The sequence below is a fragment of the Vibrio sp. Scap24 genome, from assembly GCF_013394185.1.
In the GTDB taxonomy this organism is placed as follows: domain Bacteria; phylum Pseudomonadota; class Gammaproteobacteria; order Enterobacterales; family Vibrionaceae; genus Vibrio; species Vibrio pomeroyi.
In genome coordinates this window covers 2784724-2807937 of sequence record NZ_CP041332.1, presented here as the reverse complement: position 1 = coordinate 2807937, position 23214 = coordinate 2784724, and the positions used below count along the sequence as shown (strand labels likewise).

General features: G+C 46.9%; 10 protein-coding genes. 6 read left to right on the top strand and 4 right to left on the bottom strand.

Translation table 11 applies throughout. The annotated features are described in order from the left end of the window. Positions 1-62: 62 nt before the first annotated feature. Both FLM53_RS12485 and FLM53_RS12480 read left to right on the top strand, forming a co-directional pair. Entirely contained in the window at positions 63-1412 is a 1350-nt protein-coding gene (locus FLM53_RS12485; protein ID WP_176681771.1) for a sigma-54 dependent transcriptional regulator, read from the top strand. A gap of 78 nt (positions 1413-1490) precedes the next feature. Then, positions 1491-1664: a hypothetical protein gene (locus tag FLM53_RS12480; protein ID WP_017631412.1), complete on the top strand. Its 174-nt coding sequence runs from the start codon at positions 1491-1493 to the stop codon at positions 1662-1664. A 98-nt stretch (positions 1665-1762) separates the two neighbouring features. On the opposite strand, the gene FLM53_RS12475 is transcribed toward FLM53_RS12480, so the two are convergent. The 3 genes from FLM53_RS12475 to FLM53_RS12465 all read right to left on the bottom strand — a co-directional run bounded on the left by FLM53_RS12475 (position 1763) and on the right by FLM53_RS12465 (position 4914). Beyond that, positions 1763-3124: a TRAP transporter large permease gene (locus tag FLM53_RS12475; RefSeq protein ID WP_176681772.1), complete on the bottom strand. Its 1362-nt coding sequence runs from the start codon at positions 3122-3124 to the stop codon at positions 1763-1765. 2 nt (positions 3125-3126) lie between these two features. Beyond that, positions 3127-3852: a TRAP transporter small permease gene (locus FLM53_RS12470; protein WP_176681773.1), complete on the bottom strand. Its 726-nt coding sequence runs from the start codon at positions 3850-3852 to the stop codon at positions 3127-3129. A 66-nt stretch (positions 3853-3918) separates the two neighbouring features. Beyond that, positions 3919-4914 carry a TRAP transporter substrate-binding protein gene (locus FLM53_RS12465; RefSeq protein WP_176681774.1) on the bottom strand — a complete coding sequence of 332 codons (996 nt, stop codon included), beginning with the start codon at positions 4912-4914 and terminating at the stop codon, positions 3919-3921. 346 nt (positions 4915-5260) lie between these two features. Between FLM53_RS12465 and FLM53_RS12460 the strand changes: the two genes are divergently transcribed. Then, positions 5261-5668, top strand: coding sequence for a thioesterase family protein (locus FLM53_RS12460; protein WP_176681775.1), 408 nt, complete (start codon positions 5261-5263; stop codon positions 5666-5668). A 107-nt stretch (positions 5669-5775) separates the two neighbouring features. On the opposite strand, the gene FLM53_RS12455 is transcribed toward FLM53_RS12460, so the two are convergent. Next, on the bottom strand, positions 5776-6588 hold the full coding sequence (locus FLM53_RS12455) for a 4'-phosphopantetheinyl transferase superfamily protein (protein ID WP_176681776.1): 813 nt from the start codon (positions 6586-6588) through the stop codon (positions 5776-5778). Positions 6589-7309: 721 nt separating this feature from the next. On the opposite strand from FLM53_RS12455, the gene FLM53_RS12450 reads away from it, so the two are divergent. Genes FLM53_RS12450 through FLM53_RS12440 form a run of 3 tightly spaced genes read left to right on the top strand, consistent with a single transcriptional unit; the run spans position 7310 to position 23186 of the window. Continuing rightward, on the top strand, positions 7310-15163 hold the full coding sequence (locus FLM53_RS12450) for a type I polyketide synthase (RefSeq protein WP_176681777.1): 7854 nt from the start codon (positions 7310-7312) through the stop codon (positions 15161-15163). Further along, entirely contained in the window at positions 15163-17211 is a 2049-nt protein-coding gene (locus FLM53_RS12445; RefSeq protein WP_176681778.1) for a PfaB family protein, read from the top strand. Before FLM53_RS12450 ends, FLM53_RS12445 begins: the two co-directional genes overlap by 1 nt. Then, the gene (locus FLM53_RS12440; protein WP_176681779.1) at positions 17208-23186 is read left to right on the top strand and encodes a beta-ketoacyl synthase N-terminal-like domain-containing protein; all 5979 of its coding nucleotides are present in this window, start codon (positions 17208-17210) and stop codon (positions 23184-23186) included. Before FLM53_RS12445 ends, FLM53_RS12440 begins: the two co-directional genes overlap by 4 nt. Positions 23187-23214: the final 28 nt, after the last annotated feature.

Here is a 23214-nt window from a genome sequence, read left to right as displayed (position 1 = left end):
TTCAAATACGGCCTAACGAACAAACTCAGCGATAATTAGTATAAAAGAGTAAAGGAATAACTATGTGTCACGTCTACTTCATTGATGATGAATCTGACCTAAGAATGGCGATTGAACAGAGCTTCGAACTCGCGGATATTGATGCCGAGTTCTTCCCCGATGCGGAGTCGGCCCTCCTCGCGATTCAAGAGAATGGATTGCCTCACGTGATCATCACTGATATCTGCTTGCCGGGTATCTCGGGGCACGACCTGCTCAACACCGTCATGCATAAAGACAAAGAGATTCCCGTCATCATGATCACTGGTCACGGTGATATCTCCATGGCGGTGCAAGCGATTCAAGACGGGGCCTATGATTTCATTGAAAAGCCGTTCGCCAATGAACGTCTTATCGAAACCACCAAACGCGCCATCGAAAAACGCCAGCTAACCTTAGAAAACCTTGAGCTTAAGCGTTCGCTCAAAGCTAGCAAAGCACTCGGCCCGAGAATCATTGGTGACACGCAATCCATGACCGAGCTGCGTTCTATTATCACCCATGTTGCCGACACCAATGCCGACATCTTGCTATTTGGTGAGACAGGCACAGGTAAAGAGTTAGTAGCACGCTCTCTGCATGAACAAAGCAGCCGTCGAGAGCAAAATTTTGTCGCGGTCAACTGCGGTGCGGTGCCTGAGAACCTGATTGAGAGTGAACTCTATGGCCACGAGAAAGGCGCGTTTACTGGCGCAGAAAGTAAGCGAGTGGGTAAATTCGAGTTTGCTCAGGGCGGCACCCTATTCTTAGATGAAATCGAATCCATGCCGATGCAGGCGCAAATTCGTTTGCTACGTGTATTACAAGAACGCGTCATCGAAAGAGTTGGCTCAAACGGATTGGTGCCTCTGGATATCCGCGTAATTGCGGCAACCAAAGTCGACTTGAAGAAAGCGGCTGAAGAAGGCACCTTCCGCCAAGATCTTTATTACCGACTCAATGTCGTCACCCTAGATTTACCTCCACTAAGAAGCAGGCAAGAAGACATCCCGGCCCTTTTCCACCACTTCCTATTGGTGGCGGCGGCTCGCTATGGCAAAACAGCCCCAGCACTTCCTCAAAAAGAACTGCACGCGCTCCTAGCTCATGATTGGCCGGGAAATGTTCGAGAATTACGTAATACGGCAGAGCGTTTTGTGCTTTTAGGTAAGCTTTCTCACTTATCAGACAGCATCAGTGAAACGTCTCAAGAACTGTCCTTAGCAGAACTGGTATCTGACTTCGAAAAAAACACTCTGAAGCAAGCACTTATTGAATGTAATGGCAGCATAAAAGAGACCATGGAGAGGCTGCAATTACCAAGGAAAACCCTCTACGATAAAATGCAAAAACACCAACTCACGAAAGAGTCTTATAAGGTAGAACCAAACTAAATTAGATTTGCGAGCAAGATCACCTATACTTATTTCAATAACAGGATGTTATGCAATAAATATAATAAGGAAGTGGTTATGGGTGAGAAAACGAGAGTACCATCGATTACTGATACTTTTGAGATAGATGGCATTTACTATACCGATCATCACGTCGATTTAAATACGCCAGAATTAGAAGCAAAACGCGCTTTGTATGAGCAGATAAACCCTCAGTCAAATCGTGGCAGAAATATAGATGAGGAGGTCTAGCGACCTCCTCCATTTTTTATGGATTAAATTCCATGTCAGTGAATGACTCAAATAACTACTTGGAGCAAATAGCTACTTGGAATATTTACGTGGAATAGCTACTTGGTTATGATTTCCGGCCCCATCAAGGAGGTTGGTAACCATGTAGAAACCCAAGGCACGTAGGTTACGATAATCAAGAACAAGAACATCACGCCCACCCAAGGCAGTGCCGCTTTCACCACGTTCATCATCGACATCTTCGCGACCCCTGCGGTCACAAACAAATTAAGCCCAACTGGCGGGGTTATCATCCCTATCTCCATGTTCACCACCATCATGATACCAAGGTGAATTGGGTCGATACCCAAAGCAATTGCGATTGGAAATACCAACGGCGCTACGATGATCAACAAGCCTGATGGCTCCATGAACTGTCCACCAATCAACAGCAGTACGTTCACCACAATCAAGAAGGTGATCGGCCCTAAGCCTGCAGAAAGCATAGATTCTGTGATCATTTGAGGAATACGTTCTTCCGTCAGTACATGCTTAATAATCAATGCGTTGGCAATGATAAACAACAACATGATCGTCAGCTTACCCGCATCATAAAGTGTATCTTTGGTGTCTTTATGGAAGAAGGTTTGGAACACCTTAACCAGCGCTGGCTTGGTGTTGTTCTTATCCGCAAATGGGCCCATATCTTTATAGATGAAGTTGGCAATAAAGAACGCGTACACCGCTGCTACCGCTGCTGCTTCGGTCGGAGTAAAGATACCGCCGTAAATACCACCCAGAATGATGACAATCAGTAACAATCCCCAACTCGCATCTTTCGCGGCTGCGAACATCTCGCCCCAACCCACAAATGGCTGCGCAGGAATCTTCTTAATGCGCGCCGCAATGTAGATAGCAATCATCAACATCACGCCCGCCAACAGGCCTGGAATCACGCCACCTAAGAACATACGACCTACCGATACATCCGTCGCCGCTGCGTATACCACCATCACAATTGAAGGTGGAATCAAGATGCCCAAAGTACCCGCGTTACAGATAACCCCTGCCGCGAACTCTTTTGAGTAGCCGTTCTTGATCATACCCGCGATTACGATACTACCGATTGCCACTACCGTTGCCGGAGACGAACCAGACAGCGCCGCGAACATCATACATGCCACAACCGATGCCATCGCCAGACCGCCGCGGAACCAACCCACCATTGCAATCGCAAAACGGATAATACGCTTCGCCACGCCACCTGTAGACATGAAGCTAGAGGCCAAGATAAAGAAAGGAATCGCTAAGAGTGTGTAGTGGCCAGCAAAAGCGTTAAACAGCGTTTGTGCGACTGAAGCTAATGACGCATCTGAATGCATCAATAAGAATATTACGCTCGATAAACCTAGGGAAATCGCAATTGGTACACCTACCAACATGAAAGCAATTACCATTAAAAATAGAAATAACATTGCCATGATTAGCTTTCCTTACCGTTAGATTTTGTATCCGACTCACTCGCCTTGCTTGGCTTCGTCGAATCCAATACCGCTGTCGCGTCTTCATCAGAACCCGCTAGCACGTCCGCTTTCAACGCATCCAGCTCTTCTTCGGCTTCGTGCCCAGCAATCATACGGTCGAGTTTGCCTGTTAGTACTTGGTAAGCAACTTGAGCAAAACGGAACGTCAGCATTGCCATACCAATCGGCAGTGCCATGTAAGGAATAAAACGTGGCAGTTTCTCGTATCGCTCGCCTTCATTCAGCCAGTCAGCAAGAAACTGAAGCATCTCCGGCATTGGAATATCGTCGGTCTCATACCATGCGCGATCAGTCGCGAATGGGTACCAATAGTTCCAAGAACCGATAAGCAGTAACACTGAGAATGCTAAACAGCTAGTCACGGCGATTAACGCATACACTTTGCGTAGCTTTTCAGGGGCAAGGTTGATAATGACATCAACACCAATGTGGAAGTGCTTTTTAACACCATAAGATGCGCCGACCAATACCATCCATGCAAACATGAATACCGTCAGTTCCAATGCCCATAAAATGTTGTCATTGAACGCGTATCGAAAGACCACGTTCGCAAAAGTTAGTAGCGTCATTGCGCCCAGAAAGAAGGCTATTAAAGACTCTTCAATTAAATCGGTGACTCTTCCGACTTTGGAAAATAAAGACTGTTCCATTTGAGACTGTTCCATAATTGACTCCGCTTATAATTGTTTTAATAGAGGGCAGCGGTAGGGAGCCGCTACCCTATAGCGGTGTTATTGGTTTGAAGCTAATGCTGCATCGATAAGATCTGAACCGATGTCTTTTTCAAACTTCTTCCATACTGGTTGAAGTGCCGTTACCCATGCTTGACGCTGTTCAGGCGTCAACGTACGAACCTCACCACCAGCTTCGATGATATTGTTTTTGTTCGCTAGGTTAACTTTTGAAGATTCCGCGTTACGCGTTTCAGACACTTCTTGAACGATAGTACCAAGCTGGCTGCGTACATCTTCAGGTAGGTCTTTCCAGAAGTCGTTTGAGGTTACAACTAGGTAATCCAAGATGCCGTGATTGGTTTCAGTCACGCCGTCTTGTACTTCAAAGAACTTCTTACCGTAGATGTTTGACCATGTGTTTTCTTGGCCATCGATAACCTTAGTTTGTAGGCCACCGTACACTTCTTTGAAAGACATCTTCTGTGGGTTGGCGCCTAGCTGTTCAAACTGAGCGACCAATACATCTGATGCTTGAACACGGAATTTCAAACCTTCCGCATCTTCAGGGTTGATAAGAGGTTTGTTCGCCGACATCTGTTTCATGCCATTGTGCCAAAACGCTAGACCCTGTAGGCCACGACGTTTCATTGCATTCTTCAGTTTTTCACCAGATTCTGAGTTTTGGAAACGGTCAACGGCGTCTACATCTTCAAATAGGAACGGAAGGTCAAAAATGCGGTATTTCTTAGTGAACTTCTCAAATTTAGACAGCGAAGGTGCCGCCATTTGAACATCACCATTTAACAGGGCTTCCAGTACCTTATTATCATCGTAAAGCGTCGAGTTAGGGAAAACTTGCATACAAGCTTTACCATTCATTTCAGTGTTTACTCGCTCTTCTAGTAGAGAAGCGGCAATGCCTTTCGGGTGCTTATCGGTATTAGTTACGTGACTGAATTTAATCACGATTTCACCAGGGTCACAGTTTGCAGCAGCATTAAAACTTGTGAGCGCCAGAGCAGATACAGACAGCAGGGTAAGAGGCTTAAACATTATTATTCTCCTTAGTAAACAAAGCAGCCCTTCAATGGGAACTGCGTGCTTTCACTAAGGCAATTAGCGCGCCATATTGATACAAAACATTAACAAGCCTTTAACCACAAGGCTTCATCATAGTTGCCAACATGAGTCGCCAGCTCTTTGCAAAATTTAATGGGTGGAAAATGACACATAGAATATTTATAAATGGGTGGGAGTTGACCAAAGCATCAGTGATAAATGAGGTCTGACCAAAAGCCCCTTTCACGATGATGCCTTGAAGTAATTTCAACCTATCCTGTAGAGTGCTGCACAACTTAGTCAGATTTACTGATCCACTACTTACCAAGAGTTGCTACCCATGAGCAAGATCTACCATCACCCAGTACAGATTTACTACGAAGATACCGATCACTCAGGTGTGGTTTATCACCCTAACTTTCTTAAATACTTTGAACGTGCACGCGAGCATGTATTGGGCAGCGATAAACTGGCGGAGTTGTGGAATGACCATGGACTGGGGTTTGCGGTGTATAAAGCCAATATGACCTTTCAAGACGGCGTTGAGTTCGCAGAGATCTGCGATATCCGAACCTCTTTTGAGCTCGATGGCAAATACAAAACCTTATGGCGACAAGAAGTGTGGCGTAAAGATGCGATTAAACCGGCCGTGATTGGTGATATCGAGATGGTTTGCCTAGATAAAGACAAACAACTTCAGCCTGTACCCGCTGAAGTATTAAAAGCAATGCTTGGCGAAACTAGTTAATCAATATTCCGAGTGGCTGAAAGCTCGAGTGTCTGAAAATGCGAATGGCTGAAAGTGCGCCTTGTTCCAGATTAGAAGGTCAAGGTTCTAGTGTAACGAGCGTAAACTCAGCCAAGTAGCTTCGATTTGGGGAAGCACTTCATCTCTAATTGCATCGGAAGCGTTGCACCACCGAGCGTCACGGCAAATCGAAACTGGTTATCCAACCTTCCTAAACTGCATTGCCAATCTGTTGAAACATCGCCTTGTTCAGCAGTATCCAACCCAACTCCGTTATGTACAATAGTTTCGCCATGTAACTCTGGTTGTAAACCCGACGAATGAACTGGCAGTGTTTGTTGAGTTAGATTGGAAAAATCGAACGAAAAGCTTTTCAACGATGCGGCCAACCCTTTACCCGTAGCTTTGATGTACGACTCTTTCAGTGCCCACAAATCAAAAAAACGTTCTCTTTGAGATACATCATCCAGTTCGAGTAAGTCGTTAATCTCAAACTCCGAAAAGTAATGCTTCATAATCGCCGCGATGTTGGTCGAGCTTCTTGCATGTTCTATATCCACCCCAAGCTGTAGTGGTTGCCCTTTCGTTTGGCAGACAGCAATCAATAAATGATCTTGGCTGTGGCTAATATTGAAATCCAGTCCGGTTTTGTGTTGTTGCTCTGCGATCAAGCTTGGTTTTCCTTTCTCACCATATTCAAACCGCCACTCTTCAGCCGCTAAATCAGAGTAGAACGACAACACCTCTCGCAAATAATTACGAACATAGAGCGCTTGGATCTGAGATGAAGGCATTCGATAACGTTCAACCTTGGCGACTTCATCGTCGGTCAGTTTCTGTTTGAGGCGCGACACATGATCAGTATCTTCATCCAAATCGCTTAGAGAACAAAGCCACAAATCAACGACTGGTGTTTCCATCTTTTTAGCACTCACTTATTAAAAATCACTCTTCATAAAGCCATCAATAAAACATCAAAACGAACAAATTTAACTCACCTATGTTTTGAGATAAACATAGAGAATTTGGGCAGGAAACACCCTTCATATGCGGACTTAAAACTAATTTTTCAAATAATAACAAATTAAAACACAGATCACACTTAGCCTTACGGAACAGGCATCTATTAAATGTTACTTACAAAAATCTGACATAGATCTCACCAAGTCAAAATATAGAGTATAAACACTAAAAAACAAGTCATACCCATTAATTATCAATAAGTTAATTACATTAAAAATACAAAATTCAAAAACACACAAATTTCATCTGGTCTGAACAGATCATAGTGGCCTCTGGGAGCATTGTATCGGCAACTCACCTCGGGTAGCCTGCTCAACCATTAAACAAATTCACACGTTTTCATTGCGGATAACTGCTTTCCGTTAAGCAGTACTTTGGACAGGATTTAAATGGACATTACCCTCACATTCGAATACCCCCTTCACGCATGAAACACGTTCTCAACGTCTGCAAGTCAATGAACTTCGCACTCCCTATTTCAGTCAGGTGGCCAACTTTCGGCAGCCTTACTCTTCAGCTGCGTTTGCCCAAATCTGTTTCAGATTTATTTTCGATTCAATTAAAAGCGCAGCCTCAAAACACGACATCGCCCTCAGTGATTTCAAGTGGAGACTCATAATGAGCCAACCCGAAAAAAATACACCGGAATCAGTCGACGACACTCGACTTAATAAACGTCTTAAAGACATGCCTATTGCTATCGTTGGTATGGCAAGCATGTTTGCGAACTCTCGTTACTTGAACAAGTTCTGGGATTTGATCAGCGAAAAGATCGATGCAATTACCGAAGTGCCTGATACGCACTGGCGTCCAGAAGATTACTACGATTCAGATCGTACGACGCCAGACAAGTCTTACTGTAAGCGTGGCGGTTTCATCCCAGAAGTCGACTTCAACCCAATGGAGTTCGGCCTTCCGCCAAATATCCTTGAACTGACTGATACGTCACAGCTGCTTTCTCTGATTGTGGCAAAAGAAGTACTTGAAGATGCCAAACTTCCAGAAGGTTACGATCGCGACAAGATCGGTATTACGCTTGGTGTTGGTGGCGGACAGAAGATTGCTCAAAGCCTGAATGCTCGTCTGCAATACCCTGTTTTGAAAAAAGTCTTCAAGAGCAGTGGCATCAACGACGAAGACAGCGAAATGCTGATCAAAAAATTCCAAGACCAATACATCCACTGGGAAGAGAACTCATTCCCAGGTTCATTGGGTAACGTAATTTCAGGTCGTATCGCTAACCGCTTTGACCTTGGTGGCATCAACTGTGTAGTAGACGCTGCATGTGCTGGTTCTCTGGCTGCAATGCGCATGGCTCTAAGTGAACTGGTTGAAGGCCGCAGTGAAATGATGATCACAGGTGGTGTGTGTACTGATAACTCGCCAACCATGTACATGAGCTTCTCTAAAACACCTGCATTCACCACTAATGAAACCATTCAGCCTTTCGACATCGACTCAAAAGGCATGATGATTGGTGAAGGCATCGGCATGGTTGCTCTTAAGCGTCTTGAAGATGCAGAGCGTGATGGCGACAGAATCTACTCAGTGATTAAAGGTGTGGGGTCTTCTTCGGATGGTAAGTTCAAGAGTATCTACGCGCCTCGCCCTGAAGGACAAGCAAAAGCACTAAAACGTGCTTACGATGATGCTGGTTTCGCACCGCACACGCTTGGCTTATTAGAAGCGCACGGTACAGGTACAGCAGCAGGCGATGTTGCTGAATTTGGTGGTTTAAACTCTGTATTCAGTGAGAACAACGAAGAGAAGCAACACATTGCGTTAGGCTCTGTGAAATCTCAAATTGGTCACACCAAATCAACCGCAGGTACTGCTGGTTTAATCAAAGCTGCCTTAGCACTGCACCACAAGGTACTGCCGCCAACGATTAACGTGTCGAGCCCAAATCCTAAATTGGACATCGAGAACTCACCGTTCTACCTAAACACACAAACACGCCCTTGGATGCAACGTGTCGACGGTACACCACGCCGTGCAGGTATCAGCTCATTTGGTTTTGGTGGTACGAACTTCCACGTTGTATTAGAAGAGTACACACAAGAACACGCTCGCGGTGACAAATACCGTCAGCGCCAAGTGCCACAAACCCTGTTGTTCAGCGCAGAATCTCGCCAAGCACTGATCAACGAGCTAAAACAAGTTTCAACTCAAGCTGCCGATGCTGCGTTCAAGTTGGAAGCACTTGCAGAGCAACATGGCTTGCGTGAAGTTAACGCTGAACATGCTCGTCTTGGTTTAGTTGTGACTGACCAAGCAGACCTTCAAGCGCAACTGGCTCAAGCGGTTTCAATGCTTGAGAGCCAAACCAAAACACATTGGCAAATGCCAAACGGTACTAGCTACCGTGAGTCAGCACTGATTGCTGAAAACGGTGCAGGTAAAGTAGCGGCACTATTTGCTGGTCAAGGTTCGCAATACCTAAACATGGGTCGCGAGCTTGCTTGTCATTACCCTGAAATGCGCCAACAGCTTGCTCAAGCGGATCAAATATTTGGTCAGCACAAGAAAACAGCTCTGTCGCAAATTCTGTTCCCAATTCCAACCTTCACACCAGAAGCCACCAAAGCTCAAGAAGCGATACTAACCAACACAGCCAATGCGCAAAGTGCAATTGGTACTGTGTCTATGGGTCAGTTCGACATAATGACTCAAGCTGGCTTCAAAGCGGACATGGTCGCAGGCCACAGCTTTGGTGAGCTAAGTGCACTATGTGCATCGGGTGTTATCTCGCAAGACGATTACTACCAGTTAGCTTTCGCTCGTGGCGATGCGATGGCTGCGACACCAGAACAAGGCGACAACGGTACTATGTTTGCGGTCATCCTAGACGCAGACAAACTTCCAGCCGTTGAAAACTGTATCAGCCAATTCGAAGGCGTGAGTATTGCCAACTACAACGCTCCGACTCAACTGGTTATTGCAGGTCCAACTGCGACGGTTCAACAAGCAGCACAAGCGCTAACTGAACAAGGCTTCAAAGCGATTGCTCTGCCAGTATCTGGTGCTTTCCACACACCGCTTGTTGCTCACGCTCAAAAACCATTTGCTGCTGCCATTGATAAAGCTTCATTCAGTGCTCCAACTCTGCCGCTTTACTCAAACGCAACGGGCAAACTGCACAGTAAAGACGCGAAAGCTATTAAGAAGGCGTTCAAGCAACACATGCTGCAATCGGTTCGTTTCAGCGAGCAAATTGAAGCGATGTATGAAGCAGGCGCGCGCGTATTTGTTGAGTTCGGTCCTAAGAACATTCTTCAAAAATTGGTTGAGAAAACACTGGCTGATAAGAGCGAAGAGCTCTACGCAATCAGCATCAACCCAAGCCCTAAAGGCGACAGTGACCAACAGCTTCGTTTAGCTGCGGTTCAACTGTGCGTGGCAGGTGTTTCATTAGACAACATTGACCCTTACCAAGCTGACATTGCTGAACCTGCAAAGGCATCACCAATGAACATCAAGCTGAATGCAACCAACTACATCAGCCCAGCTACTCGTAAGAAAATGGATCAATCATTGGCTTCGGGCAACGTCACCGAAAAGACTGAGATTGTTGAAGTGAAAGTTGAAGTCGAGAAAATCGTGGAAAAAGAAGTGATTAAAACAGAAATCGTTGAAGTACCTGTGGCTGCTCCTCAAGCTTCAAATATACAACAGTCAGTTGCTCCAGTACCAAGTACACAAGTAGCAACAGCAGCTCAGCAACCTCAAGTGGCACAACCTGTATCGGCGACTATTCAGCCTGCAGCTCAAGTAACGGTAGATGAGTCTTCATTGCAGTCGTTCTTCAATGCTCAACAACAAGCAGCGGAAGTACATCAGCAGTTCCTTGCGATTCCTCAGCAATACGGTGACACGTTCAACACCCTAATGTCTGAGCAAGCGAAAATGGCAACAGCAGGTGTAGCCATTCCTGAGAACCTACAACGTTCTATGGAGATGTTCCACCAGCATCAAGCTGAAACGCTAAAAGCTCACGCTCATTACCTAGAGATGCAAGCGCACAGCAACAACTCAGCACTTAATATGCTGACGCAAGGTTCAGTGAAAACGGAACAACCAACCTTCGCTGCGCCAGTCAATACTCAGCCAGCGATTCAAGCTCCAGCTACTCAAACGACTCCAGCAGCTATCGTCCAACAGCCTGTAGCTCAAGTACAGTCTGCTCCTGTACAAGCTGCGCAAACTCCAGCAGCAGTAGTAACTCAACAAGCTCCGGTACAAAAAGCCGTTCCTGCACCGCAAGCAGCGGCTCAAGCGGCAGCACCTGTTGCACCTCAGCCTGTGCCAGTTAAAGCACAACCAGCTCCTGTAGCTGCACCAGTAGCAGTACAAACAGCCGATGCTGAAAAAGTGATGCTGGAAGTGGTCGCTGAGAAAACGGGTTACCCAACGGAAATGCTTGATCTAGAAATGGACATGGAAGCTGACCTTGGTATCGACTCAATCAAGCGCGTAGAGATTCTTGGTACCGTTCAAGACGAAATGCCAAACCTACCAGAGCTGAACCCTGAAGATTTAGCTGAGTGTCGTACTCTTGGCGAAATCGTTACCTACATGAACAGCAAGATGCCTTCTGGAGTTTCAACTGAAGCAGCACCAGTTCAAGCAGCTGCTGTAGCTAATAGTCTTGATGCAAAAGTCGTTCAACAAACCATGCTAGAAGTGGTTGCTGAAAAGACAGGTTACCCAACGGAAATGCTTGATCTAGAAATGGATATGGAAGCTGACCTTGGTATCGACTCAATCAAACGTGTTGAGATTCTAGGTACGGTTCAAGATGAACTGCCTACTCTTCCAGAGCTAAACCCTGAAGACTTAGCTGAGTGTCGTACTCTTGGCGAAATCGTTGGCTACATGAACAGCAAACTTCCAGCTTCTGCTTCCGTGTCTTCACAAGCACCAGCAGTAGTTGCTCCGACAGCATCTAACAACGGACTAGATGCTGCTAGCGGTTTGGATTCAGAAACAGTCCAGAAAACCATGTTAGAAGTGGTCGCAGAGAAGACGGGCTACCCGACTGAAATGCTAGACCTAGCAATGGACATGGAAGCTGATCTTGGTATCGACTCAATCAAGCGTGTTGAAATCCTAGGTACGGTTCAAGATGAGCTACCGACTCTTCCAGAGCTAAACCCTGAAGACCTCGCTGAGTGTCGTACTCTAGGCGAAATTGTTGCCTACATGAACAGCAAGCTTCCGGTTTCTGCTCCAGTAGCGGCTCAAGTATCTGCACCAGTACAAGCAGTATCAAACGGTTTAAACGCAGAGCAAGTTCAAAGCACAATGCTGAGCGTAGTAGCCGATAAAACAGGCTACCCAACAGAGATGCTCGACCTAGCAATGGACATGGAAGCAGACCTTGGCATCGATTCAATCAAACGTGTTGAGATCCTTGGTACGGTTCAAGACCAGCTACCAACATTGCCAGAGCTGAATCCTGAAGACCTGGCTGAGTGTCGTACTCTGGGTGAAATCGTTGACTACATGAATAGTAAGCTAGGCGCTACTGCTACTACGAGTACAGAAGTCGCTGCAGCAACTGTAGAAAGCGCGAGCAACGACCTAAACCCTGATCATGTTCAATCAACAATGATGGAAGTGGTTGCCGACAAAACAGGCTACCCAGCAGAAATGCTCGATCTAGCAATGGACATGGAAGCAGACCTTGGTATCGACTCAATCAAACGTGTTGAGATCCTTGGTACGGTTCAAGACCAACTACCAACGCTGCCAGAGCTAAATCCTGAAGACTTAGCTGAGTGTCGTACGCTTGGTGAAATCGTTACCTACATGCAAAGCAAGCTATCCGCGGCTGCACCCGTAGCGACTGCTAAAGCTGAATCAGTAACGCCTATCGCAGAAACAGCGACAGCGGAACTTCCTCCACACAATGAGGTGGCGCTAAAAAAGCTACCAGCGGCAGATAAACTCGTCGATTGTTTCTCAAAAGACGCTTGTGTCGTGATCACAGATGATGGTCACAACGCCGGTGTTCTAGCAGAAAAGTTGACCGCTAACGGCATTCAAGTTGCTGTAGTGCGTAGTGCTCTTTCTGCCGCGTCACCCTTAAACAGTGAAATCGCAAGCTACACACTCAACAGCGTCGATGATGCTGGTGTGACTGCGGTTATTAACGACATCGAAGCAGACCTTAAAACGTCGAACAAAGTGATTGCTGGCTTCATTCATTTACAAGCTATCGTTGATGCGAAACAAAGCAACGAGCAAGCGGTTAACTTGAATGCAGACTCAAGAGCTTCACTAACCACAGCGTTCTTATTCGCGAAGCACCTAAATGGTCAGCTGAATACCGTTTCTGGTCGCAGCGTGTTCTTCACACTAAGCCGTATCGATGGTGGCTTTGGTTACCTAGATACTAAGCAATTAGCGAACGCGGAACTTAACCAAGCAGCACTGTCTGGTCTCACTAAGACACTGAGCCATGAATGGTCAAACGTGTTCTGCCGTGCATTGGATGCTGACGCTTCTATTGATGCTCGTCACCTAGCTGAAGCTATCACAAGCGAACTGTTCGATATCGATACCAACACGGTTGAAATCGGCCTTAGCCATGCAGAAAACGGTGAATCTGGTCGTGCAACATTGATTGCTGCAACACCAGGTGCTGCACAAACGAAGAACACAGGCGCTCAACTCACCAAGAGCGACAAAGTTCTGGTAACAGGCGGCGCTAAAGGCGTGACGTTTGAATGTGCACTGACGCTTGCTAAGCAATGTAAGTCTCACTTCATTCTTGCAGGTCGTAGTAAGCATATTACTTCAGATGAGCTACCTCAGTGGGCACAAGGCAAGCAAGAGAAAGAGCTTAAACCAGCGGCTATTGCTCACCTACAAGCAACAGGTGACAAACCAACGCCGAAGAAAGTTGATGCCTTGCTAAAACCTGTATTGAGCAGCTTTGAAATCAACGCAGCACTTGCCGCTTTCAACGAGATTGGCGCAAGCGCTGAGTACCTAAGCCTAGATGTGTCGAACCATGAGTCAGTAGCGAAAACGCTGGCGAATTTCGACGGTATCACGGGGCTTATCCACGGCGCAGGCGTACTGGCTGACAAACACATTCAAGACAAAACACTTGATGAACTGAACATGGTTTACGGCACCAAAGTGGGCGGACTAGAAGCGGTTCTTGGTGGTCTTGATAGCAGCAAGCTAAAACTGATTGCGATGTTCTCTTCGGCGGCGGGTTTCTACGGAAACACAGGCCAAAGTGATTACTCGATGTCTAACGAGATCCTAAACAAAGCGGCTCTGCAACTATCTGCTCGTAACCCTCAAGCGAAAGTGATGAGCTTCAACTGGGGACCTTGGGACGGTGGCATGGTCAACGCAGCACTGAAACGTATGTTCACAGAGCGCGGCGTGTACGTAATTCCTCTTCAGGCAGGTGCAGAGCTGTTTAGTTCTCAACTACTGAACGAAACTGGCATTCAACTGCTGGTTGGTACGAGCATGCAAGGTTCTGACAACAAGGAAGCTGCTGTAAAAAAGCTTAATGCGGAGTCTGTGCATCTTGCAAAGAGTCCGCTGAATACAAGCATCACTGTGACACGTCATCTTGATCCTAAGGCATTGCCTTTCATTCAAGATCACTGCATTGCCGGTAATCCAGTGTTACCGACAGTGTGTGCCATCCAATGGATGCGTGAAGTGGCAGAGCAACTGTTAGGGGTGAACGTTAGCGTTCACAACTACAAACTGCTTAAGGGTGTGATTTTTGATACTGATGAAGTGCAAGAGCTAAAACTGGTTCTTTCTTCTGACGCTAAATCAAAAGAGCAGCTAAAAGCAGTGATCGGTTGCCAAGGGCGACCACAGTATCAAGCTCAGTTGCAAGTTGCCTCTGTGCAAGAGTCTGAAGATGTTCAACAAGCGTCAGAAAAGCGCTTTGAAGCCAACACTTCAGCACCTGTAACAACGGCACAAGCTCTATACAGTGACGGCACTCTGTTTCACGGACCAAGACTGCAAGGTATTACCTCAGTTGAACGCTTTGACGACTTAGGCTTACTGGCTCAGTGCCAATTGCCTCAGATTGAAAACAGCGACTGCGGATCATTTATTCCTAAGCAAGGTTTTGGCGATAGTCAGCCATTTGCTGAAGATTATCTGTTGCAAGCAATGCTGGTATGGGCTCGATTGAAATACGGCGCGGCAAGCCTACCGTCTGCAATCGGTGAGTTTGTTTGTTACGCACCGATGCACAATGGTGACCAAGGTTGGCTAGAGCTGAGCGTGATAAAAAGCACGGCTCGTTCGCTGCAAGCTGATATCTCGCTTTACCACCAAGATGGTCGTTTAAGTGCGGTAATGAAAGGTGCAAAAGTCACCATCAGCAAGAGCTTAAACGACGCATTTTTGCCGAAGTCTAGCTCAACAGGTTCGAAGAAAGAGTCTAATAAGAACGCAGAAAAGGAGCAATTGTCATAGTGACTGTTCCTACTAATAAAGCGATGCCATTACGCATCGCTCTTTTAGCTCAGCCAGCAAACGCGGCTGAGCTTTCTGCCGACTTATCATCTTCGCTTCCTGAGATGATGACAGTTGTGGTTGGTGGCAATTTTAATCAAGCACTTACTCAAGCGATTGAGGCTGTCAGTCAAGATAGTGCTGTTAAGCTTTGTTTGGATTCTCACTCTCCATCATTGGTGATGTTGAGCGCGCTGACCGCGGCTCAAAGCAAGATTCATCCACACGCTTATCTAGCGGGCTTTGTAGATACAGTTACCGAAGATAGCGTTCAGCTTGCTCTGGAAATTGCACGCCGCCCAGCTTCAGACTTAAGCCATCAACAACAATATTCTGCACTTTCTGCTTCGCAGCAGTTTGATGAATTGTTGAATATGGTGAATGCGATATCGAGCCGTTCATTGCCGAGCCATTCATTAGCTAATAATTACTGGTTCACTGAGCCGAACAAAGCACGTGTTGCTTCATTGACCTTTAATGACGATAGCCAAAAAGCCACCAGCCTGATATTGACTCAAGCAACCGGTTTGCAAGAACCAAAGCCACTGCTATCGAGCGATCGTTTGATGTTCGTGGTTTCTGGCAATGGCCAAGCTGAATTGTTTTCTCAGCTAACCTACTTGAGAGAAGAGCTTAAATGCATTAGCGATTCAGCGGACAGCGAAATTGCTATCGCAACCTTAATGCATTCAAACCTAAGTCACTTCCAAAACGTTCAGCACAATGCTGGCCTTAACGCGAACATCGTGATTCAGGCGGCTTCAATTGAGGCTGCAATACAAGAGATCACAGCGCTAGAAAATGCGTTGCCAAAAGTAATGGCTGACAATAGCCACTACAAAACGCCAGCAGGCAGTTGTTTCTCACCGATGCCTCAAAGCAAAGGTGGCGTTGCATTTGTTTACCCTGGTGTTGGCACGGTTTATCCCGGCATGTTGCGCGAGTTTCATCAATATTTCCCACAGTTATTTGCTCGTTTAGAGCGCGAAGGTAACTTGAAAGAGATGCTGCAGGCTGATAAAACCTACGCTGAAGACTCGCAAGAAATGTCTCTTAGTGAGTTGGCAATTGCCGGTGTCGGCAGTAGTTATCTGTTAACACAACTGTTATGTGATGAATTCAAAGTGCAGCCAGATTTCGCCTTGGGTTACTCCAAGGGTGAAGCCTCCATGTGGGCGAGCTTGAATGTTTGGAAAAACCCACATGCGCTGATTGAGATGACTCAAACCAGTCCGATCTTCACCACGGCTATTTCTGGCGAACTCACCGCAGTGCGTCAAGATTGGCAGCTGAACATCGACGAAAGCATCCAATGGAATAGCTTTGTGGTTCGCAGTGATACACAAGCAATTGAGGCTCTGTTACCTGAGTTTCCACGTGCTTATCTCGCTATCATCCAAGGTGACACCTGCGTACTGGCTGGCTGTGAAAGCACATGTCGTGCTCTGCTCAAAAAACTGGGTAAGCGTGGCATTGCCGCGAACCGTGTTACTGCAATGCACACCACACCAGCGTTAAGCCAGCATAACCAAGTGCGAGAGTTTTACACGCAACCACTGTTCGACGAGTTGCCAAAGCATATCCGCTTTATCAGCGCAGCAGGTCTACCGACTGGTGCACCAATCAATATCGACAGCGACAGCATCGCCCTTTCGATTGCCGACACCTTCTGTTCAACGTTAGATTTCACCGCGTTGATCCAAAGTGCGCGTCAGCAAGGTGCTCGCTTGTTTATTGAAGTGGGTGCCGATCGTCAAACCAGCACATTGATCGACAAGATCAACCGCAGCGACAACGTAGTAGACCAGTACTGCACAATCGCTTCCAATGCCAAAGGCGGTGACGATGTTGTCACGCTCATCAAGTGCATTGGTCAGCTCATTACTCATCAAATCCCACTGTCTGTCGAGCCACTTCTTCAAGGGCTAGAACAACATATCACCACCGCTAAGCAATTAAGTGGTGTGTCTCATGGCAGCGCAGTGAATCATCAAGGAGAGCTAGTATGAGTTCTCAATATCAGGCTCAGAATAAGCAGCAAGTGAAGTGCAATAAGATCGCGATTGTCGGTATTGCCAACCAATACCCGGAAGCTGATACGCCAAAAGATTTTTGGCAAAACTTGCTGAACAAAAAAGATTCTCGAACCACATTAAGCGCTGAAAAGTTAGGTGCTAAGCCTGAAAGCTATCAGGGTATGCAAGGCGAATCAGACCGCTTTTACTGTGATAAAGGCGGCTACATCGAAAATTTCAATTTCGATAGCAATGGCTACCGCTTAACAGCAGAGTCGTTCAACGGTGTTGACCAGAGTTTCCTTTGGGCGTTAGATACCAGTCGTAAGGCGTTAGTCGACGCAGGCATTGATCTGAATGCCGATGTTTTAGAGCGTACAGGCGTGATCATGGGTGCCCTTTCGTTCCCAACAACACGTTCGAACGATCTGTTTCTGCCGATGTATCACTCGGTGGTCGAAAAGGCACTACAAGCTAAATTGGCTAATGACCAGTTTTCACTGCTACCAACCAATGAAACTGCTCATGACCTCAACCCGATCAACGGTGCTGCAGCACATAACGCCTCTAAATTAGTGGCTGATGCGCTAGGTTTAGGCAACGTGCAACTTAGCCTAGATGCGGCATGTGCAAGTTCAGTGTATTCATTGAAGTTAGCATGTGATTACCTGAACACGGGCAAAGCCGACATGATGTTGGCAGGCGCAGTATCCGGTGCTGACCCATTCTTCATCAACATGGGTTTCTCAATCTTCCACGCTTACCCAGACCACGGAGTTTCGGTTCCGTTTGATAGCAACAGTAAAGGTCTGTTTGCTGGCGAAGGTGCTGGTGTTTTAGTGCTAAAACGCTTAGCTGATGCAGAGCGTGATGGCGACAACATTTATGCGGTAGTGAGCGGCATTGGCTTATCGAACGATGGTCGTGGCCAGTTCGTATTAAGCCCAAACAGCAAAGGACAAGTACAAGCCTTTGAGCGCGCTTATGAAGCTTCAAACCTAACACCAGACAGCATTGAAGTGATTGAGTGTCACGCAACCGGCACGCCACTAGGTGACAAGGTTGAGTTAACCTCAATGGAGCGATTCTTTACTGAGAAATTGAATGGTTCTAACCCGCCATTGATTGGCTCTGCGAAGTCAAACCTCGGTCACTTACTGACGGCAGCAGGTATGCCAGGGATCATGAAGATGATCTTTGCGATGAAAGAAGGCGTGCTGCCGCCAAGTATTAACTTGGACAAGCCACTATCGTCGCCAGAAGGTTTATTTGGCTCACAGACCCTACCAACACAAGTGCAACCTTGGCCAAGTAAAGCAGGTAACTCAGAGCGCTGCGCGGGTGTTTCTGTATTTGGTTTCGGTGGTTGTAACGCTCACTTACTACTTGAAGCGTATTCTGACACCAGTCATGCAAATCAGACTCTAGAGTCAGCTTCTCCAAGTCTACAATCGCCTAATTTAAGCATTACCGGCCTCGCATCGCACTTCGGTTCTCTGCAAAGCATCAATGCGCTAAGCACTGCGATTGAAACCAACAACGATGCTTTCATTGCTTTGCCTAAAAAACGCTGGAAAGGCTTAGACCAACATCCAGAACTACTGAATCAGTTTGGTTTACACGGCATTCCGAACGGAGCTTACATCGATCAATTCGATCTCGACTTCCTACGTTTTAAAGTGCCGCCTAATGAAGATGACCGTTTGATCTCTCAGCAGTTGTTATTGATGAAAGTGGCAGACGAAGCGATCAAAGATGCCAAGCTTGTGGCAGGCCAAAAGGTTGCAGTATTAGTTGCGATGGAAACAGAGCTTGAGATGCACCAATTCCGTGGGCGCGTAAACCTGCATAGCCAATTGGCTGACAGCTTTGCCAACATGGGGATTGAGCTGACACAAGACGAATACCAATCGCTAGAAACCATTGCGATGGACAGTGTGATGGACGCAGCCAAGCTGAACCAATATACCAGTTTCATCGGCAATATCATGGCTTCACGTATCTCTTCATTGTGGGACTTTAACGGCCCTGCCTTTACGATTTCAGCCGCTGAACAGTCGGTTGCTCGTTGTATCGATGTCGCGCAAAACCTCATGTCGCAAGAATCAATGGATGCCGTGGTAATTGCAGCCGTTGACCTTAGTGGCAGTGCAGAACATGTGATTCTGAAGAACAGTGTGAGCCCAGTGTCGCTTGCTCCAAAATTCGGACAGCCGCAAGACGGCAGTTGGAATGTGGGCGAAGGCGCGGGTGCAATCGTTCTTGTTGAAGAGAATCAAGTAACAAGCAACCAAGATACAGCTTACGGTAGCATCAATGCATTGGCCTTTGGTGCAAGCGAGCGTAACAACGCCGTTACCGATGAATTGCTGACTCAAGTCGGTATGAGCTCGAACGATGTTTCTCTGCTTGAACTTAACCACGCACCTGAGTCTTCATCTCATCAGTCTTCGTCTCTAAGTTTAGGGAACACAAAGACGACTCAAGCAAGCCAACGTGTTGGTCACTGCTCTGCAGCTTCTGGCATGGCGAGCCTGTTACATGGTCTGCTCAACCTGAACCTTGCACCTCTGAATCCAAGCATCAGCTCTAAGAACGCGATTGTTGCCAACATCAGCGAAGGACAATGTTCACAGCTGCTACTAAGCCAGTCGACTGTTGAATCTCAATCACTTTCCGTACGTTTAAGCAGTGAACTGGCGAGTGATGCTAAGCGTCAATTGGTTAAGCAAGTGACTCTCGGTGGTCGCGATATTTATCAACACATCGCAGAGACACCAATCGCTGACCTAACGCACATTCAACAAAAAGCTTCTGGTAAACAAGCGACACGAATCGTTTCTGTCCCGACGACTGCACATATTCAAGCAACCATTGCGCCAAAAGAGTTAGAGAAGAAAGCATTAGCGCAAAACGCGCTAGAGCCAGTCATCGAAACTCCTACATCAGTATCCCCTACTCTGGCGCCAGCTCGCCACAGTCAGCTAACAGGTAACCACAGCAATATGACTCATGTCCTATCCGCTAAAAATGGCGTATCAAACATCAACGCTAATACGGATGCAGTATCACAGCCATCTGTAACACCACACAACCAAGCCTTTGCTCAAAACCAGCAGGCGGCGCAGCAAGTTCACAAAGCCTTTTTACAAACACGTGCACAAGGTCTGCAGATTGCCGATGCTCTATTAAAAGCACAACTAAACGCCGTTACGTCTGGTTTAGATAGCTCAGCCGCTTCTCAACAAACGAATGGCCAACAAACGACTAGTCAGCAAACGACTGGTCAGCCTGTACAAGCTCAACCGGCTCAGGTTCAGTCAACGCCAGTCAACGTACTTGCGACGCCAGCACCTGTAAAACCTGTCCGTAAGCCGTGTATCTGGGATTACGATGATCTGGTTGAGTACGCGGAAGGTGATATTGCGAACGTGTTTGGCCCTGACTACGCGATCATCGATAGCTACTCGCGCCGTGTTCGCTTGCCAACCACTGATTACCTATTGGTATCTCGCGTTACTAAGCTCAACGCGACAGTGAACGAATACAAGCCAAGCACCATGACCACAGAATACGACATCCCTGTTGATGCGCCGTATCTTGTCGATGGTCAGATCCCTTGGGCTGTTGCAGTTGAATCTGGTCAGTGTGACCTAATGTTGATCAGCTACTTAGGCATTGATTTCGAAAACAAAGGCGAGCGTGTTTATCGCCTACTTGATTGTACGCTGACCTTCCTTGGCGACTTGCCTCGTGGTGGAGATACGCTGCGTTACGATATCTCAATCAACAGCTTTGCTCGCAATGGCGACACGTTGCTGTTCTTCTTCTCGTACGAATGTTTCGTTGGCAACAAGATGATCCTGAAAATGGACAACGGTTGTGCGGGCTTCTTCACTGATGAAGAGCTAGCAGACGGCAAAGGTGTGATTCACACTGAAGATGAAATCAAGGCTCGTAAGCTTGCGATTAAGCAACGCTTCGACCCTATGCTACACTGCCCTAAAACCCAGTTTAACCACCAAGAACTGCGCCACCTACTAACTGCAAACATTGCAGAGTGTTTCGGCCCGACTCACCAATCTGATCGCCACCAGCCTTCTCTATGCTTCAGCTCAGAGAAGTTCATGATGATCGAAAAGGTCAGCCGTGTTGAACCGCAAGGCGGCACATGGGGACTTGGTCTGATTGAAGGTCATAAACAACTAGAGCCTGAGCACTGGTACTTCCCTTGTCACTTTAAAGATGACTCAGTAATGGCTGGCTCTTTGATGGCTGAAGGTTGTGGTCAACTGCTGCAATTCTTCATGATGCACCTTGGCATGCACACGCTTGTTCAAAATGGTCGTTTCCAACCGCTTGAAAACGCGCCTCAACAAGTACGCTGTCGTGGTCAAGTTCTACCACAATCGGCAGAACTGACTTACCGCATGGAAGTGACCGAGATTGGTCTAAGCCCTCGCCCATACGCGAAAGCTAACATCGATATTTTGCTCAACGGCAAAGTGATTGTTGATTTCCAAAACTTGGGTGTGATGATCAAAGAAGACGACGAATGTACTCGTTACCTGCCTTCTTTAGAAACAGCTGTCACGACGCCTGTTATCGAAAGCTTGGACCATAAAAGCTTGGGCCATACACCAGCAGTGAACCAACAGGCTTCAGCAAATGCGCCACTGATGGCACAAATTGAAGACCTAGAAACAGCACCAAATAAAGGCGTGATTCCTCTTCAACACGTTGAAGCTCCGGTAACGCCTGATTACCCGAACCGCACACCTGATACGGTTCCATTTACGCCATACCACATGTTCGAATTCGCGACTGGCGATATCGAAAAATGTTTCGGCCCTGACTTCTCTATCTACCGTGGAATGATTCCACCACGTACTCCGTGTGGCGATCTGCAGTTAACCACTCGTGTCGTTGAGATCGACGGTAAACGTGGCGACTTCAAGAAACCTTCATCGTGTATCGCTGAATACGAAGTGCCAGAAAATGCATGGTACTTTGATGAAAACAGCCACCATACCTTGATGCCTTATTCGGTATTGATGGAGATTTCGCTGCAGCCAAACGGCTTCATCTCTGGCTACATGGGCACAACACTGGGCTTCCCAGGTGAAGAACTGTTTTTCCGTAACCTAGACGGCAGCGGCAAAATGCTGCGTAACGTCGACTTACGTGGCAAAACCATCACCAACGATTCTCGCCTGCTTTCAACCGTAATGATGGGCACCAACATCGTACAGAGCTTTAGCTTCGAACTGAGCACAGACGGCATGCCTTTCTACCAAGGTACAGCGGTATTTGGTTACTTTAAAGGCGCAGCACTGAAAGACCAACTGGGTTTGGACAACGGTAAGGTGACTCATCCTTGGCACGTTGATAACAACCGCACACCGGATGTAAACATCAACCTGCTAGACAAAACGACTCGTTACTTCAATGCACCTGTCTCGTCTACTGGTGAAGTGCAAGAGCACTACAAATTGGCTGGCGGTCGTTTGAGCTTTATCGATACCGTGCAGATCACAAGCGACGGTGGTAAAGACGGCCTTGGCTACCTATACGCTGAGCGCACGATTGACCCAAGCGATTGGTTCTTCCAATTCCACTTCCATCAAGATCCAGTAATGCCAGGTTCTCTAGGTGTCGAAGCGATCATCGAGCTGATGCAAACCTATGCGCTAAACAAAGATCTTGGCGCAGGCTTCCGTAATCCGAAGTTCGGTCAAATCCAATCTGAAGTGAAATGGAAATACCGTGGTCAGATTAACCCTCTGAACAAACAGATGTCTCTGGATGTACACATCACAGCGATTAAAGACGAAGACGGCAAGCGCATCATAGTTGGCGACGCAAACCTGAGCAAAGATGGCCTGCGTATTTACGAAGTGAAAGACATCGCGATTTGTATCGAAGAAGCCCCTGCTACCGATAAAGCTTCTGGTATCAAGCAAGCATAAGCCGCCATTAGAGACAAAGAATTAGGAA